The sequence below is a fragment of the Planomonospora sp. ID82291 genome, assembly GCF_015711645.1.
GTDB lineage: Bacteria > Actinomycetota > Actinomycetes > Streptosporangiales > Streptosporangiaceae > Planomonospora.
On sequence record NZ_JABTEX010000003.1, the window covers coordinates 414,655 to 429,549 of the forward strand.

A 14,895-nucleotide genomic window follows, 5' to 3' on the forward strand; every position below is an offset into this window, starting at 1 on the left:
ACGGATTCGGTCAAATCGCCTTCCGGGAGTCGGCGTGTCCGCTGGAGGCGCTCGACGGCGGCGTGCACGACGTCCAGAGCGGCGCCGCGGCCGAGGCTCCGGTGCCGGGGACCTCGACCTGGCGGGTCCCCGGCGCCTCCGGCAGGCGGTTCACAGGGCCGCCAGGTCGGCCTCCCGCTCCTGCTTGGTCACCACGCGCGCGTCCGGACCGGGGAACACGAGCGTTTCGTGCTCGGCGTCCATCCAGCGCACCACATAAGGCGGCGAGCCGTCCGGATGGCGCAGCTCGACGACCACGCCGACCCGCCGGGGCTCGTGGTCGTAGGTGCCTTCGACGATCAGCCGGTCCCCTACCGCTGCCTTCATCGCCTTCCCCCTTTTCCTCGGCCGTCCCGCACGGCGGGCGGTCACGGGGGCGGGCCGCCGAACGGCGCCCCGCCTTCATCTCCATCATCCCTCCGGCCTGCGGTGCGACGCAGAGGGCGGGTGTCCTGAACCGCCCGGGCCCAAGGACCCGGTAGCGCGCATACGCGCAGCACCGGGCCGTCATCGCGGTCAACGAATGGACGGCACCGCGTGCCTGGCCCAGAGGGCTCACGGAGGGCGTCGGCGTCGATGACGGCGGCGATGCGCCAGCGCACCTGGCCCGCGCGGATGCGGGGCAGGTCCGCACCGTGGACGAGGGCGGGCACGGCCAGGATGGAGCCGCCGCCCAGCAGCCCGAGCAGGACGCCGATCACGGCGCCGAGGCCGAGTGCGGTCAGCATCGCCTGTCCGACCGGCCCGCTGCAGCAGGCTGGTGGCGGCGGCGGCCCGGCAGCCGCTCGAAGCCGACGGTGTCGGCGCCGGCGACCAGGTAGGCCGCGCCGGTCAGGCGGGCCAGGGCCAGGGCGCCGGAGACGTAGTCGTTGTGCAGGTGGGTCTCGGCCACGTGCGTGATGCGCACGCCGAGCCGTCCGGCCAGGGCCAGGATCCGGTCGATGTCGCGCTGCGGGTCGACCACCAGCGCGACGCGGCCGTCGTGGGCCAGGTAGCCGCGGTCGCCCAGGGAGGAGGTCTCCACCACCTCGACGTGGATCGTGGTCATCGTCTCGCCGCCTTCGCGTCGTCGAGTATCAGGAGCGGGTTGTCGGTGTCGTCGGTTGCGGGATGGGCGGTGTGCGGAGGGCGTCAGCGGCCCTTCTCCAGCGGCAGGCCGGCCCGCTGCCAGGCGTTGGTGCCGCCGGCCAGGGAGCGCACCCGCGCTCCGGCGTTCTGCAGCGCCTGCGCCGCGACCGCGCTGCGGCCTCCGGACAGGCACACCGTCACCACGTCCCTGCCCGCGTAGCCGGCCAGGTGCGGGCCCAGCTCGTCCAGCGGGACGTTCACCGCGCCCGCCAGGTGGCCGGAGGCGAACTCCGGGCGGGTGCGCACGTCCAGCAGGACGGTGCCGGTCAGGTCGGTGCGCCGCAGCTCGGCGATGGTGGTCTCACGGATCGTCATCATGTCACTCCTCAACGAATATACCCGGGGGGGGTATTCCACGGGCAGATGGATGCCCCGGCTCGGGATGGCTCCCCACCTGCCCACCCGGCGGGCGGGAGGCGTTCCGCGCCGGATGCGCGGGCCGGGCCGGGCCGTCCCGGTGCGGGACCGGGACGGCGCGGGGCCCTCCGAGCCGTCTCCAGGACGTCTCAGGACAGGGCCAGGAACAGCTTCTCCAGCCGCTCGGGGGTGATCGGCGGCTCCTGCCCGGTTTCGCGCGCCAGCTGGCACTGCCGCAGACCGGTCGAGATGATCTTGAATCCGGCCCGGTCCAGCGCCTTGGACACCGCCGCCAGCTGGGTCAGCACCCGCTCGCAGTCCTCGGCGTTCTCGATCATCGCGATCACTCCGCCCAGCTGGCCGTGGGCCCGCTTGAGCCGGGTGAGCGCGTCGGCCAGGACGGTCGCGTCCATCTCCACGTTCTCCACCTCCGCGTCCAATATGCCCCTGGGGGTAACCAGGAGGATGATGGTCGATTTCCGGGCCGCCCTCGGGCGGCCCTGCCGGTCCGATCGCGTATACGCCGCTCAGGCGGCGGTGGCGGCCTTCCACGTCGTGTAGCCGCCGTCCAGGTTGGCCGCCCGCCGCCCGAGGCCGGTCAGCAGCCGGGTCGCGGTGTGCGCGCGCACCCCGACCCCGCAGTAGACGACCAGCGATCCGGCCGGCAGCTCGCCGACGCGCTCGCGCAGCCCGTCGAGCGGCACGTTGAGCGCGCCGGGGATGTGCCCGGCCGCGTACTCGCCCGCCGTACGGACGTCGACCAGGTGCGCCCCGGCGGCGACGGCCGCTTCCAGCTCGTGCCACTGCACGCTCTGAGTGGTGCCGTCCATCAGGTTGGCGGCGACGTAGCCGAGCATGTTGACCGGGTCCTTGGCCGAGCCGAACGGCGGGGCGTAGGCCAGCTCCAGGTCGGCCAGCTCGGGCGCGGTCAGCCCGGCGCGCATCGCGGTGGCGATCACGTCGACGCGCTTGTCCACGCCCTCGGTGCCGACCGCCTGCGCGCCCAGGATCTCCCCGCTGCCCGGGTCGAAGACGAGCTTGAGCGCCATGGGCGCGGCCCCGGGGTAGTAGCCGGCGTGCGAGGCCGGGTGGGTGTGGATGACCCGGTGGTCCCGGCCGGCGGCGCGGGCCCGCTTCTCGTTCCAGCCGGTGACCGCGACCGTCAGGCCGAAGACCTTCACGATCGCGGTGCCCAGGCTGGGCGCCAGCCGCACCGGCCGGCCGGCGATGACGTCGGCGACCTGCCGCCCGGCGCGGTTGGCGGCGTTGGCCAGCGGCACCAGCACCGGGCCCCCGGCGACCGCGTCCATCTTCTCGGCCGCGTCGCCGACCGCGAAGATCCGCGGATCCGAGGTGCGCATGTGCTCGTCCACGGCGATGCCGCCGCGCGGCCCGATCGCGAGCCCGGCCTCGCGGGCCAGGGCGACGTCCGGGCGGACCCCGATGGCGAGCACGACCAGGTCGGCGGCCAGGCGGCGGCCGTCGGTCAGCTCCACGGTGTCGTCGTGCACGGCGGCCAGGGCGGTGCCCAGCTCCAGGGCGACGCCGCCCCGGCGCAGCTCGGCGTGGACCAGCGCGGCCAGCTCCGCGTCCAGCGGGGCCAGCACCTGGTCGGCGAGCTCGACCACGGTCACGTCCAGACCGCGCCGGCGCAGGTTCTCGGCGGTCTCCAGGCCGACGAAGCCGCCGCCGACCACGACCGCGGTGCGCGGCTCGGCGGCGAGCGCGCCGACGAGGGCGTCGAGGTCCTCGACCGTGCGCAGCGTGCGGGCACGCTTGACCCCCGGCACGTCCGGCACGAACGGCGCCGCGCCGGGCGACAGCACCAGGTGGTCGTAGGTCTCGGCGTAGACCGCGCCGGAGGCCAGGTCCCGGACCGTCACCGTGCGCGCGGCGGCGTCGATGCCGATCACCTCGTGGCGCACCCGCACGTCCAGCGCGAAGCGCTCGCGCAGGCTGGCGGGCGTCTGCAGCAGCAGCGCGTCCCGCTCGGCGATCACTCCGCCCAGGTGGTACGGCAGGCCGCAGTTGGCGTAGGAGACGTGGCCGCTGCGCTCCAGCACCACGATCTCGGCCGACTCGTCCAGGCGGCGCAGCCGGGTCGCGGCGGACATGCCGCCGGCGACCCCGCCGATGATGACGGTCTTCATCGAAGTGATCTCCTCGGAGTGCGGATGCAGGGTGGCCCGGTGCGCGCCCTTCCACCACCTCCAACAGATACCCCCCTGGGTATATTTCCATGAGAGATCACCACAGGAGTGACGTCGCCCACTATGAGGGAGAGCCGTCACCGTGGGCGAGCCCGGCTTTTTCGGGGCGGGGCGGTACCGTCACCCGGAATCCGCTGGGGTAGGACGCAGTGCTCATCCACTTCTCTCCCGTCCGGTCCCCCGCAGACCACGGACGGCTCCCGGTTCCGCGCCGCCGCGCCGCAGGGCCTTGTGCAGGGCGTCGGCGCCGATGACGGCGGGGACCGCCAGGGCGGCCAGCGCCCAGCCGGCCGGTGGCGGCAGGGCGCCGCCCAGCAGGCCGGCCAGGGGCGGCGAACCCAGGAAGACCAGGAGCAGGACCGCTTCGCTGGCCACCGCTCCCAGCAGGAGCCGGTTGCTCCGCCACGGCAGGCTCCCGGCCCAGCGGGTCTGGCTGCGGCAGGCGAAGGCGTTGGCGAGCTGCCCCAGCACCACCGCGGCGAAGGCGGTGCCGGAGGCCGCGGCCAGCAGCGCGGGATCCGGATCGGCGCCGAGCGCCCAGCCGCCCAGGGCGAGCACCGCGGTGAAGGCGGCCATCTCCACGACGGCCTGGGCGGGCCCGAGGACGCCGAAGACGCGCACGAGCAGGCGCCGGTCCAGGAGCGCCCCGGTGCGTGCGGGCCCGTCCATGGTGCGCGGATTGGCCGGTTCCGCACCGAGGGCGAGCAGGAACCCGTCGGTGGGGGCCATGCCGAGCAGCAGCGTCAGGGCGAAGAACAGCGTTCCCACGCCGAGTGCGATGGCTGCGACGACCTTGATGACCGTGCCGAGGCGGCGGGCCAGCGGGCTGGGCGGCCTCCTCGCCGCCTGGGTGAGGGCGGCGATGGCGGCCAGCCGGGTGCGGGCGCCGGTGGCCGTCACGACGGCCTCGGCCTGGCCTTCGACGACGAACGTCCCGGCGAAGACCGCATCGCCTCCACGGGGACGGGCCGGGACGCTCTCCCCGGTCAGCATGGACTCGTTGACCGCCAGCGCGTGAACCTCGGCCAGGTGCAGGTCCGCGCTGATGCGGTCGCCGGCCTCCAGCAGGACCACGTCCCCGGCGACCAGGTCGGCGGCGTGCACCACGGTACGGCGGCCGTCGCGGCGGACCGTGACGTCGGCGGGGATCAGCTCGCGCAGCCGCCTGCTCGCCTGGTCGGCCCGGTACTCCTGGGCGAAGGCGAAGACGCCGTTGAGCAGCACCACCACGACGATGGCGACCGCCAGCTGGGGCATCCCGGCCAGCAGCGCCAGTGCGGCCGCACCCCACAGCAGCAGCGCGAAGAAGTGCACCATCTCCCGCAGCAGCAGCAGCGGCACCGGGCTGCGCCCGCGGGCGGGCAGCCGGTTGGGGCCGTCGGCGGCCAGACGGCGGGCCGCCTCGACCGAGTCCAGGCCCGCCCGCACCGGACCGGCGGCCGATGCGTCCGCGAGACCACCCGCTGGATCGCCGGCCACAGGGTCATCTCCCGTGTTCTGAGGGGGTCCCGTCCTCCCGCTCCCGATGCGGCCGGTCGGCGGGAGCGGGTACGACGGCGACGGGGCAGCGGGCGTGCTCGACCATCACGCGCACGACCGTGCCCGGGTGCCCCTCCCGGTGCCGGGCGCGGTCCGCGCCGACCACGATCAGGCTCGCCCCGGCCGAGGCGGCGCCCAGCACCTCCTTCGGCGTGCCGGTCACGGTGCGGGCCTCGACCGCGACACCGGGATACCGGCTGCGCCACGGCGCGAGCCGCTCCTCCATCCCCTCCTGCCCGGCCCGGGTGAGGGCCTCGACGTCGGGCAGGGGCGCCATCGCCGTTCCCCACGCCATGGCCTGCAGGTGGACGGCGTGCACGACCACCAGGCGCAGCCGCCGCAGCGCGGCCTCACCGAAGGCGAACTCCAGCGCCTCATCGGATGTGGCCGGGCTCAGCCCCAGCACCACGGGACCGGGATCGGCCGGAACGGGGATCGGCCCGGGACCCCGCACGACGATCACCGGGCAGCAGGCGTGCGCCGCGACGTAGACGGTGACGGAGCCGATCACGGACCGGGCCAGGGCGCCCAGGCCGCGGGAACCGATCACGACGAGGTCCGCGCCGGCCGACAGTTCGGCGATGCGCTCGCCCGCCGGGCCCTCGTACAGGTCGGTGGCGATCTCGGCGACCGCGCTGCACGAGCGCGCGCAGGCGGCGCCGTGGTAGAGCACGTGCTCGGCGGCCTTGCGCAGGTGGGCCTTGGCCTCCTCGGAGGCCTCGCCGTACGGCCAGCGCCACGCATGGGTGACCGTCAGCGGCAGCCTCCTCAGCTCGCACTCGTCCATCGCCCAGTCCAGGGCCTGCATGGAGAAGTCCGAACCGTCGTAACCGACGACGACTGCGCGGGTCGCGGTCATGGTCCTCACCTCGAATCCATCGTCGAAAGCGGCGGCCCGCACCGGCAGAGCACAACGCCCCCGTCGCCGAGGACCTCCGGCCCGGCCCCCGGGCCGCGCTGGCGAGTGGCCGCCGCCGTGCAGAGGTGATACCCACCCGCGCTCCGGACACGGGCGGCGCACTGCACAGGCGGGGCCCGCAGTCGCAGCGGTCCCGGGCACGGCCGAAAGGTCCCCTGACAGGAAGCGGCGTACCGGACGACGGCGGCCACCCCGGCCCGCCGCCCGGCGGGCGTTGTCGGTGGCGCAGTGCAGTATCGCGGCATCGGTCCGCGCGCAGAAGAGGAGATCACAGTGCCGCCGGTGAATCAGCGGGTGCTCGGCCACGCGTTCCTCAAGGGGATGTACGAGGACGCCTACTTCCCCGATCACGTCGTCGACCGGGGCAGAGCGATCCTGCTGGGGCTGTGCGAGCGGATCGAGGCCGGGCGGCCGCAGGACCTGGCGGCCCTGTACGCGCTCACGGAGGTCGCCACGCGGGAGTTCAACGCGCTGGAGGCGGAGTTCGAGGCGGCCGGCAGCGCGATCGAGACCGTCGCACGGGAGGTGATCGCCGAAGACTTCCGGTTCGTCGCCGCGGCGTACGGGTTCGCGGAGGCGGACGCCGAGGAGCTGATCGCCGCGCGCGACTGGTGACGGCGACGGCGGTCCACCGGCGGGCCCACCCCCTTCCGTGACCGTTACCGGTGTTTTTGGTGATACCCCAGGGGCAATAAGGTTTGTGCCCTATGCCCGGGAAAACAGATAATCAGCTGCGCAGGCCTCGTTTCTGGCTGCTCGTCGCCGGTTGCCTGGCCGTGCTCCTGGCCGGTGGAAGCGCGGTCGCGGCCCTGCCCCTCCCGGGTCCCCGCCCCTCTCCGGCCGCCCTGCCCGGACCGGCCTCTCCCCCGCCGGGGGCTCCGGCGCCCCGGGCCGCGGCGGGGGCCGCCCCGCCGGTACCGACACCGACAGTGACAGTGACACCGACGATGGCACCGGCACCGACGGTGACCGTCGCGCCGACGCCGGCAGTGACACCGACGATGGCACCGACGGTGATACCGACGGTGACGCCCACGATGGCCGTCACCCCCACGCCCCCGCCCGAGCCCGCCCCCGAGGCGCAGCGGACCCGCCTGCTCGCCAACGGGCGGCGGCAGCCGGAGAAGGTCCGGGTGCCGAGGTCCGCGAGCGGTCGGTACGCGGTCGTGCCCGGAGAGGCCGCTCCCCCGGCCCGGCGCAAGGGGAAGGTCATCCGGTACGTCGTCGAGGTGGAGCGCGGGCTCCCGTTCGACCCCCGGGAGTTCGCCGATGAGGTGCACCGGACCCTCAACGACCCGCGGAGCTGGGGTTTCCGCTTCAAGCGGGTCTCCCGCGGACCGGTGCGGATCCGCGTCTCGCTGTCCAGCCCCGCCCTGACCGACCGCCGGTGCCTGCCGCTGCGCACCCAGGGCACGCTGTCCTGCTGGAACGGTGAACGGGCGGTCATCAACGCGGTCCGGTGGAACCAGGGCGTTCCGGGGTACCGCGGCGACGTCGCCTCCTACCGCGAGTACGTCGTCAACCACGAGGTCGGCCACGGACTGGGCCACGGCCACGTGCCCTGCCCCGGACCGGGCAGGCGCGCCCCGGTCATGCTCCAGCAGACCAAGTCCCTGTACGGCTGCCGCCCCAACGCCTGGCCCTCCCCCAAGCGCTGACCCGCCCCGGCGGTCCCCCCGGAACGGCGCGGAGGGCGGCGGAGGGCGGCGGACGACCGCGGAGAGCCGGAAGAGGGGCGTCGCCGGTCGGCACAGAGTCCGGCAAGGCACGGCGTGCTTCCCCGTTCTCCGCGGATCGTCGGCTATACGGTGCTCGCGTGACTGCATTCCGTAACGATCTCCGTCGTATGACCGGTGTGCGGGGTCCCGCCGCGGCCCGCAGACTTCACGAGCTCGACGCGCTCCGCGGTTTCGCGCTGTGCGGGATCATGGTGGTCAACACCTGGCAGCACACCTGCGACCGGTTGGCGCACCCGGCGCGCAACTCCGTCGACTGGGTCATCGACGGGCTCTTCCAGGCCAAGTTCTTCCCGATCTTCTCGTTCCTGTTCGGGATGAGCCTCGTGCTGTTCCTCCGCTCCGCCGAGGACCGGTCGGAGCACCCCCGCCTGGTGCTGCTGCGCAGGCTGGCCGTGCTGGCCTGCTTCGGCGCCGCGCACCGGCTGGTGAACCCGGACGAGGTGCTCCTGCCGTACGCGGGGTTCGGCGCGATGGTGCTGCTGCCCGCGTCGTTCCTGCCGGACCTGATGGTGCTGCTGGCCGGGGTCGGCGCCACCGTCTGGGGGGTCGGCCACGGCGGCGGCGGAGCCCTGGTCAGCGGGCTGTTCCTGCTGGGCATGGCCGCGATGGAGTTCCCGCTCTCCGAGCGCCTGCTGGCGCCCGCCTTCCTGGTCAGCACGGTGCTGGCGGGAGGGCTCGTCTACCTGTGGATCGCCTCCTCCACCGGCGGCCTCCTGCTCTTCCGGAGCGCCTACACCGCGAGCGGGGTGGCCTGCTCGGCGGCCTACGGCACCGGGTTGCTGCTGCTCCTGCGCACCCGCCTGCGCGACCTGCTGATGCGGACCCTCACCCCGCTCGGCCGGATGGCCCTGACGAACTACCTGCTCAGCACGGTGGCCATCCTCGGCACGCTGCCGCTGCTGGTCGCCGATCCGACCCGGCTGTCGGTGCCGGTGCTGGCGGTGGCGGTGCTGGCCGCCCAGGTCGCCTTCAGCCGGTGGTGGCTGGCGCGGTTCCGCTACGGCCCGGTGGAATGGGTGTGGCGGTGCATGACCTGGCTGGAGCGGGTCCCGAACCGCAGGTCGCCGACGCCCGCCTGAGCGCCCGCCGCGGAAGGGGCGGCGACCTTCAAGTCTTCCGGCTCAGGAATTCACCCGATGCAGACGATGCCGCGGCCGGAGCCGGGTACCCGATCCGACATGCGCTATCACGCCCTGGCCTGTGACTACGACGAGACGCTGGCCGCCGAGGGCCGCGTCGACGACGGCACCGTGGCCGCCCTCGAACGTCTCGCCCGCTCCGGACGGCGGCTGATCATGGTGACCGGACGGGAGCTGGAGGACCTCCGGCGGGTCTTTTCCCGGCTGGACCTGTTCGACCGGGTCGTCGCCGAGAACGGGGCCGTGCTGTACCGCCCCGCCGACCAGACGGGCGCGCCCCTGGCGGAGGCCCCGCCGGCGCGCCTCGTCGAGCTCCTGCGCGAGCGGGGCGTGGAGCCGCTCGGCGTCGGCTCGGTGATCGTGTCCACCCGGGAGCCGCACGGCGACACCGTCCTGCACGCGATCCGGGAGCTCGGCCTGGAGATGCAGCTGATCTTCAACAAGGGCGCGGTCATGGTCCTGCCCTCGGGCGTCAACAAGGCCAGCGGGCTGGCCGTCGCGCTGGCGGAGCTCGGCCTGTCGGCGCACAGCACGGTGGGGGTGGGCGACGCGGAGAACGACCACGCGTTCCTGGTCGCCTGCGAGTGCGCGGCGGCGGTGGCCAACGCGCTCCCCGCCGTCAAGGAGCGCTGCGACCTGGTGACCGCCGGGGAGCGCGGCGCCGGGGTGGCCGAGCTGGCCGGGCGGATCGTCGAGACCGACCTGTCGGAGGTGGACGTGGACCGGCACCACCTGCTGCTGGGCGCCGTCGAGGGCGGGGAGCTCCGGTTCTCCCCGTACGGCCTGCGGCTGCTGGTCGCCGGACCCTCGCACAGCGGCAAGTCCACCGTCACCGCCGCGCTGCTGGAGCGCATCGCCGAGGCCGGATACCAGTTCTGCCTGATCGATCCGGAGGGCGACTACATCGAGGGGATCGAGGGTGCGGTCGTGCTCGGCGACGGCCGCCGCGCGCCCACCGAGGACGAGATCCTCCAGGTGCTGCAGGAGCCCGGGGAGAGCGTGGTGGTCAACCTGCTGGGGATGTCCATCGACGACCGGCCGGGCTTCTTCGAGGCGTTCCTGCCCCGCCTGGCCGCGCTCCGGGCCCGCCACGGGCACCCGCACTGGCTGGTGGTCGACGAGGCCCACCACCTGATGCCCGACGGGTTCGGCCTGGAGTCGGTGGGCCTGCTGCGGGAGGCGGGCGCGCTGCTGCTGGTCACCGTGCATCCGGCGGCGGTCAGCGGACCGGTCCTGCAGGCCCTGAACGCGATCGCCGCGGTGGGCGAGTCCCCCGGCGACGCGCTCGGCACCTTCGCCGCCGCCACCGGTCAGATCCTGCCGCCGGAGGACCTCCCCGACCTGCCGACGGGGCACCTGCTGCTCTGGCAGCCGCCGGCCGCTCCGCTGCGGGTGGAGCTGACCCCGCCCCGGCGGGAGCGCCAGCGGCACCGTCGCAAGTACGCGATCGGGGACCTCGGGGAGGCCAAGAGCTTCTACTTCCGGGGTCCGCACGGGGCGCTGAACCTGCGCGCCGAGAACCTCGCCGTGTTCTGCCGGCTGGCCGACGGCGTCGACGACGACACCTGGAACCACCACCTGCGCCGGGGCGACTACTCGCGGTGGATCGCCGAGCAGGTCAAGGACGAGGAGCTGGCGGCGGAGGTGGCCCGGGTCGAGCGGGAGCCCGGCGACTCCGCGGCCGAGGCCAGGCGGCGCGTGCGGGAGCTCGTCGAGGACCGCTACACCGCCGCCGCCACCGGCCCCGGCTGAACCCGCCCGGTCCACCGGCCCCGGCTGAACCCGCCCGATCGCGGTCAGCCGCGCGGGACCGGCCGCAGGTCGCCGTCGACCAGGCCGTCCAGGACGAGCTCGCGGAGCAGGCCGCCCGCCTCGCCGGCGCGGCGGAGCGCGTCGGTGAAGAGGTCCAGCTCGCGGAAGACCTGCCCGTAGCGCCGCTGCTCGGCGAGGGGCAGCCGGGGCAGCCGCAGCCGCCGCGCGTCCGGGCGGGAGGCGGACGCCGCGGAGCCGGACGCGCGGCCGGCCGAGGCCCGCAGGAACCCGGCGACGAAGTGGGGGTCGAAGGAGCCGGGGTCCGGCCGGATGAGCAGCAGCTGAGGGCCGAGCGCGGTCTCCTCCTCGACCACCGCGGCGGTCGGCGTGCGTCCCGCGACGGAGACGACGACGTCGCCGGGCCCGGCGACCACCAGGTCGGGCCCGTCCGTCCCCCGGCCCGTGGCGGACCGCCCCGCGAGCAGGTCCTCGGCGGTCAGCAGCGCCAGCTCGCCGTGCCCGGTCTCCATCCGCCCCGGCGTCTGGACCATGCGCAGGGCGCCCGTCCTGGCCAGTTCCCCCAGCGGGACCGCCGCCAGCGGGCTGTGCGGCGTCTCGGTGACCGGGGGGAGCAGACGGGTCAGCTCGGCGACCGCCGCCAGCAGCTCGCCCGCGGTCGCGCCGACGCCGCCGGCGACGGCGGGGCGGCGGGCCAGGTGGCGGGCCGGGGTGAGGTCGACGTCCTCGTCGAGCAGGTCGATGACCGGGACGGCGCGGCTGCCGGCCGTCTCGCGCCGCGGGTCCTCCACGAAGGACCGCCAGGCCGGCACCGCCGCGTCCCGCGACTCCGTGGCGTCGATCATGAGCACGTGCGTCGGGACCGGGTCGCCGTCGTCCGGCCGGCGCAGCAGCCACAGGTGGGGCGGCATCGCGGACTGGGGGGCCGACCCCGGCGGCAGGGCCACGACCGCGCGCAGCGCGCCCGTCCGGATGAACCGGGAGCGGATCCGGCGGCCGGATCTGCGGTTCGCCGCGGCGGGCGGCATCAGGACGATGACCTGCCCGCCCGGCCGGGCGTGGGCCAGGCAGTGCTGGACCCAGGCCAGCTCGGACTCCCCGCGCGGGGGCAGGCCGTACTGCCAGCGCGGGTCGCCCGCCAGTTCCTCGTAACCCCAGCCGCGCTCGCTGAACGGGGGGCTGCACAGCACGGCGTCGGCCTGCAGCCGCGGGAAGGCGTCGCCGGTCAGGGCGTCGCCCCGCCGGATGTCGGCGGTGATGCCGCGCACCGCCAGCCGGGCGCCCGCCAGCCGGGCCGCGTCGCCGTCGCGTTCCTGCCCCACCGCCCGGACGGCGCCGGGGTCGCCGGCGGCGATCAGGAGTCCCCCGTGGCCGCACGACGGATCGAACACCTCGGCGGCCCGGGGCTCGACGAACGCCGCCATGAGGCCGGCGACCTCCGGGGAGACCGCCTGGACGCGGCGCGCGTGGGCCTGGGCGTAGCGGGTGTAGAGGAACTCCACGGTCTCCTCGGGCCCGCGGACCTCGGCGAGCGCGGCGGCGGCGCGGATCAGCGGGACGTCCTCGTCGCCCACGACCAGGTCGGGCAGCGCGTCGGCGACCTCGGCGTCCCCGGCCTCCAGGAGCGTCCTGAGCCTGCGGTGGGCGACGGCCGCCGCGAGCCGGCTGACCAGCGAGAGCAGCCGCAGGTCGTCGGCCGAGTTGCGCACCTGCTGCCAGAGCAGCTCGTCCTCGGGGAGCTCCTCCAGCTTGCCCTGCGCCCGCAGCCAGGCCTCGACCTCCGCCAGGGAGAACAGCGGGCTGGAGGCGGTGCCGCCGACCGGCCCGGGGAAGTCCCCGAAACGGCGGCGCCAGTTGCTCACCGCGGCCCGGCCGACCCCCGCGAGCCTGGCGATGTCCCCCGAGGTCACCGTCGGACCGTCCTGCGTGGCCACTTCCCACCTCCCGCTGGGTCACCCGTCTCCCGGACCGGCGGCGCCCTGCGGTGCCGCCGGCGTCCCGGCCGGCGGAGACGGCCGGGCCCGCGGTCGCGCGCGCTTTCCGGTCCGCCCCACCTCCGGAATGTACCGGTCCAGAATCACCCATGTTGCGGCATGAGGTACGGAATTCCGCCATTTCTTACCCGGCAGACCTCTCCGGCTATTTGATCGAACCCGCGGTCAGGCCCCCGACGACCTTCCGTTCGATGAGCGCGAACAGGATGATCACCGGGATGGTGGCGATCACCGAGCCCGCGAACAGGTTCTGCCAGTCCACCTGGTACTGCCCGATGAAGGAGTTCAGCGCCACGGTCAGGGGCTGGCCGGACGGGGTCGTGGTGAGCGTCAGGGCCACGACGAACTCGTTCCAGGCCGCGATGAAGGTGAAGATCAGCGCGGTCACCACGCCGGGCATCGCCAGCGGGAGCGTGACCCGGAACAGCGCGCCGAACCGGCCGTTGCCGTCGATGAAGGCGGCCTCCTCCAGCTCGCGCGGGATGGAGGAGAAGTAGGCGTTGAGGATCCACACCGCGAACGCCAGGTTGAAGCCCCCGTTGACGAGGATCAGCGACCAGACCGTGTCCACCAGCCCGAGCTGGAAGAACTCGCGGTAGATGCCGACCAGCATGGCGGTGGGCTGGAACATCTGCGTGATCAGCACCAGGACCAGGAACGCCGTCCGGCCCCGGAACGCGTGCCGGGCCGTGTAGTACGCGGCGGGCAGCGCCACCAGCAGCACCAGGACGGTCGACCCCGCCGCCACCTGCAGGGTCACGCCCAGGTTCTGCGCCAGCCCGCCCGTCCAGAAGTTCGTGAAGTTCGACCAGGCGAACGTCGTCGGCAGGAAGGTCGCCTGGCGCAGTTCCTCCTGCGGCCGGAGCGCGGTGAGGATCATCACCAGGTAGGGGAAGACGAAGACGAACGCGACGAGGTAGGCGCTCGCCGCGACGATCACGGTCGTGACCGACGGGAGAGCGCGCACCCGCGCGGGGCCCGGACCCGCCGCCGGCCGCCGTCGCGCCGGGGCGGCGGGGGTGGCCGGGGCGCTCCCGGCGACGGTCACGGGAGCTCCTCCGCCGGTCTCGCCCTCCGGAGGGCGGCGCTCGTCGACGACCTCGCGGTGTTCGGTCATGAGACCTCCGCCCTCCACTTGCTGACCCTGAGGAAGACGATCGTCAGCACGATCACCATTCCGAAGTTGACGACGGACATGGCCGCCGACTCGCCGATGTCGGAGCCCTTGAGGATGTACATGAAGACGGTCGAGGTCGCGGTGGAGTAACCGGGCTGACCGTGGGTCATGGCCCAGATGATCGGGAAGCTGTTGAAGACGTTCATCACGTTGATGAGCGTCGCCACGACCAGGGCGGGCCGCAGCAGCGGCAGCGTGACCGACCAGTAGGTGCGGAGCCGGGAGGCGCCGTCCATCCTCGCGGCCTCGTAGACGTCGGGGGGGATCGCCGACAGCCCCGCGAGCAGCGCGTAGGTGGTGAACGGCAGGGAGACGAAGACCGCGACGAAGACGAGCCACGGCATCGCGGTCGCCGCGTTGCCGAGCGGGTCGGCGTCGGCGCCGCCGAGCGCGTCCAGCAGGCCGAGGTGCCGCCGGATCATGTTGATCAGCCCGACCTCGGGGTCGAGCATCCACTTGAAGATGATCGACGTCATCAGGACCGAGGCCGCCCACGGCGCGATCAGCGCCCAGCGGGCGAACCGGCGGCCCGGGAAGCGCTGGTCGAACAGCTGCGCCAGCCCCAGGGAGAGCGTCACGGTGAGACCCACCACGGCGACCACCCACAGCAGGCTCCTGGCCATCACCCCGCCGAAGTCGGGCTCGGCGAACAGCTTGGTGTAGTTGTCGAACCCGTTCGAGCCCTGGACCACACCGAACCGGCTGATCTTCAAAAACGACGACTGGACCATCACCACGACCGGCCAGACGACGACGACGGCGATCAGGGCCACCGCCGGGCCGATCCAGGCCAGCGGGGCCAGCGCGCGCACCACCCTGCCCGGGGTGAATGTCTGCTGCATGCGTCCTGCTTTCGAACGTGGCGCCGGATGCGGCGGGCGCGC

15 protein-coding genes are annotated in these 14,895 nt (G+C 74.2%); 4 read left to right on the forward strand and 11 right to left on the reverse strand.

What is annotated here, in order from left to right:
* Window positions 1-150: 150 nt before the first annotated feature.
* From HS045_RS21140 to HS045_RS21175, 8 genes are all read right to left on the reverse strand, one after another.
* Window positions 151-366, reverse strand: coding sequence for a DUF1918 domain-containing protein (locus HS045_RS21140; protein WP_196453189.1), 216 nt, complete (start codon window positions 364-366; stop codon window positions 151-153).
* A 41-nt stretch (window positions 367-407) separates the two neighbouring features.
* On the reverse strand, window positions 408-767 hold the full coding sequence (locus HS045_RS34800; RefSeq protein ID WP_230884516.1) for a hypothetical protein: 360 nt from the start codon (window positions 765-767) through the stop codon (window positions 408-410).
* On the reverse strand, window positions 761-1,087 hold the full coding sequence (locus HS045_RS21150; protein WP_374191400.1) for an MBL fold metallo-hydrolase: 327 nt from the start codon (window positions 1,085-1,087) through the stop codon (window positions 761-763). Before HS045_RS21150 ends, HS045_RS34800 begins: the two co-directional genes overlap by 7 nt.
* 83 nt (window positions 1,088-1,170) lie before the next feature.
* Complete coding sequence (locus HS045_RS21155) at window positions 1,171-1,485, reverse strand: rhodanese-like domain-containing protein (protein ID WP_230884517.1); 315 nt, start codon at window positions 1,483-1,485, stop codon at window positions 1,171-1,173.
* A gap of 188 nt (window positions 1,486-1,673) precedes the next feature.
* Entirely contained in the window at window positions 1,674-1,937 is a 264-nt protein-coding gene (locus tag HS045_RS21160) for a metal-sensitive transcriptional regulator (RefSeq protein WP_230884656.1), read from the reverse strand.
* Between the two features lie 114 nt (window positions 1,938-2,051).
* Complete coding sequence (locus tag HS045_RS21165) at window positions 2,052-3,674, reverse strand: FAD-dependent oxidoreductase (protein WP_196453190.1); 1,623 nt, start codon at window positions 3,672-3,674, stop codon at window positions 2,052-2,054.
* 213 nt (window positions 3,675-3,887) lie between these two features.
* Window positions 3,888-5,213: an HAD-IC family P-type ATPase gene (locus HS045_RS21170; RefSeq protein WP_307827628.1), complete on the reverse strand. Its 1,326-nt coding sequence runs from the start codon at window positions 5,211-5,213 to the stop codon at window positions 3,888-3,890.
* A gap of 4 nt (window positions 5,214-5,217) precedes the next feature.
* A complete protein-coding gene (locus tag HS045_RS21175) occupies window positions 5,218-6,132 on the reverse strand; it encodes a universal stress protein (RefSeq protein WP_196453191.1) in 915 nt (304 codons plus the stop codon).
* A gap of 333 nt (window positions 6,133-6,465) precedes the next feature.
* Between HS045_RS21175 and HS045_RS21180 the strand changes: the two genes are divergently transcribed.
* From HS045_RS21180 to HS045_RS21195, 4 genes are all read left to right on the forward strand, one after another.
* Complete coding sequence (locus HS045_RS21180; RefSeq protein WP_307827629.1) at window positions 6,466-6,807, forward strand: DUF5713 family protein; 342 nt, start codon at window positions 6,466-6,468, stop codon at window positions 6,805-6,807.
* A gap of 410 nt (window positions 6,808-7,217) precedes the next feature.
* Complete coding sequence (locus tag HS045_RS21185) at window positions 7,218-7,850, forward strand: DUF3152 domain-containing protein (RefSeq protein WP_307827630.1); 633 nt, start codon at window positions 7,218-7,220, stop codon at window positions 7,848-7,850.
* Window positions 7,851-8,008: 158 nt separating this feature from the next.
* Window positions 8,009-9,010 (forward strand): DUF418 domain-containing protein, encoded by a 1,002-nt coding sequence (locus tag HS045_RS36230; protein WP_196453193.1) that lies wholly within the window; start codon window positions 8,009-8,011, stop codon window positions 9,008-9,010.
* 99 nt (window positions 9,011-9,109) lie between these two features.
* Window positions 9,110-10,822: an HAD hydrolase family protein gene (locus HS045_RS21195; protein ID WP_196453194.1), complete on the forward strand. Its 1,713-nt coding sequence runs from the start codon at window positions 9,110-9,112 to the stop codon at window positions 10,820-10,822.
* A 44-nt stretch (window positions 10,823-10,866) separates the two neighbouring features.
* Here HS045_RS21195 and HS045_RS21200 read toward each other — a convergent pair whose 3' ends face one another.
* The 3 genes from HS045_RS21200 to HS045_RS21210 all read right to left on the reverse strand — a co-directional run bounded on the left by HS045_RS21200 (window position 10,867) and on the right by HS045_RS21210 (window position 14,853).
* Complete coding sequence (locus HS045_RS21200; protein WP_196453195.1) at window positions 10,867-12,774, reverse strand: N-6 DNA methylase; 1,908 nt, start codon at window positions 12,772-12,774, stop codon at window positions 10,867-10,869.
* A gap of 205 nt (window positions 12,775-12,979) precedes the next feature.
* The gene (locus HS045_RS21205; RefSeq protein ID WP_196453196.1) at window positions 12,980-13,951 is read right to left on the reverse strand and encodes a carbohydrate ABC transporter permease; all 972 of its coding nucleotides are present in this window, start codon (window positions 13,949-13,951) and stop codon (window positions 12,980-12,982) included.
* Window positions 13,948-14,853 carry a carbohydrate ABC transporter permease gene (locus HS045_RS21210; protein ID WP_230884518.1) on the reverse strand — a complete coding sequence of 302 codons (906 nt, stop codon included), beginning with the start codon at window positions 14,851-14,853 and terminating at the stop codon, window positions 13,948-13,950. The genes HS045_RS21205 and HS045_RS21210 overlap by 4 nt, the downstream gene beginning before the upstream one ends.
* Window positions 14,854-14,895 lie beyond the last annotated feature (42 nt).

Bases quoted from the DNA above. Each gene is read 5' to 3' on its own strand.
- HS045_RS21210 (WP_230884518.1), bottom strand. From the start codon at position 14,853: ATGCAGCAGACATTCACCCCGGGCAGGGTGGTGCGCGCGCTGGCCCCG.
- HS045_RS21155 (WP_230884517.1), bottom strand. From the start codon at position 1,485: ATGATGACGATCCGTGAGACCACCATCGCCGAGCTGCGGCGCACCGAC.
- HS045_RS21175 (WP_196453191.1), bottom strand. From the start codon at position 6,132: ATGACCGCGACCCGCGCAGTCGTCGTCGGTTACGACGGTTCGGACTTC.
- HS045_RS34800 (WP_230884516.1), bottom strand. From the start codon at position 767: ATGCTGACCGCACTCGGCCTCGGCGCCGTGATCGGCGTCCTGCTCGGG.
- HS045_RS21165 (WP_196453190.1), bottom strand. From the start codon at position 3,674: ATGAAGACCGTCATCATCGGCGGGGTCGCCGGCGGCATGTCCGCCGCG.
- HS045_RS21150 (WP_374191400.1), bottom strand. From the start codon at position 1,087: ATGACCACGATCCACGTCGAGGTGGTGGAGACCTCCTCCCTGGGCGAC.
- HS045_RS21160 (WP_230884656.1), bottom strand. From the start codon at position 1,937: ATGGACGCGACCGTCCTGGCCGACGCGCTCACCCGGCTCAAGCGGGCC.
- HS045_RS21205 (WP_196453196.1), bottom strand. From the start codon at position 13,951: ATGACCGAACACCGCGAGGTCGTCGACGAGCGCCGCCCTCCGGAGGGC.
- HS045_RS21140 (WP_196453189.1), bottom strand. From the start codon at position 366: ATGAAGGCAGCGGTAGGGGACCGGCTGATCGTCGAAGGCACCTACGAC.
- HS045_RS21195 (WP_196453194.1), top strand. From the start codon at position 9,110: ATGCGCTATCACGCCCTGGCCTGTGACTACGACGAGACGCTGGCCGCC.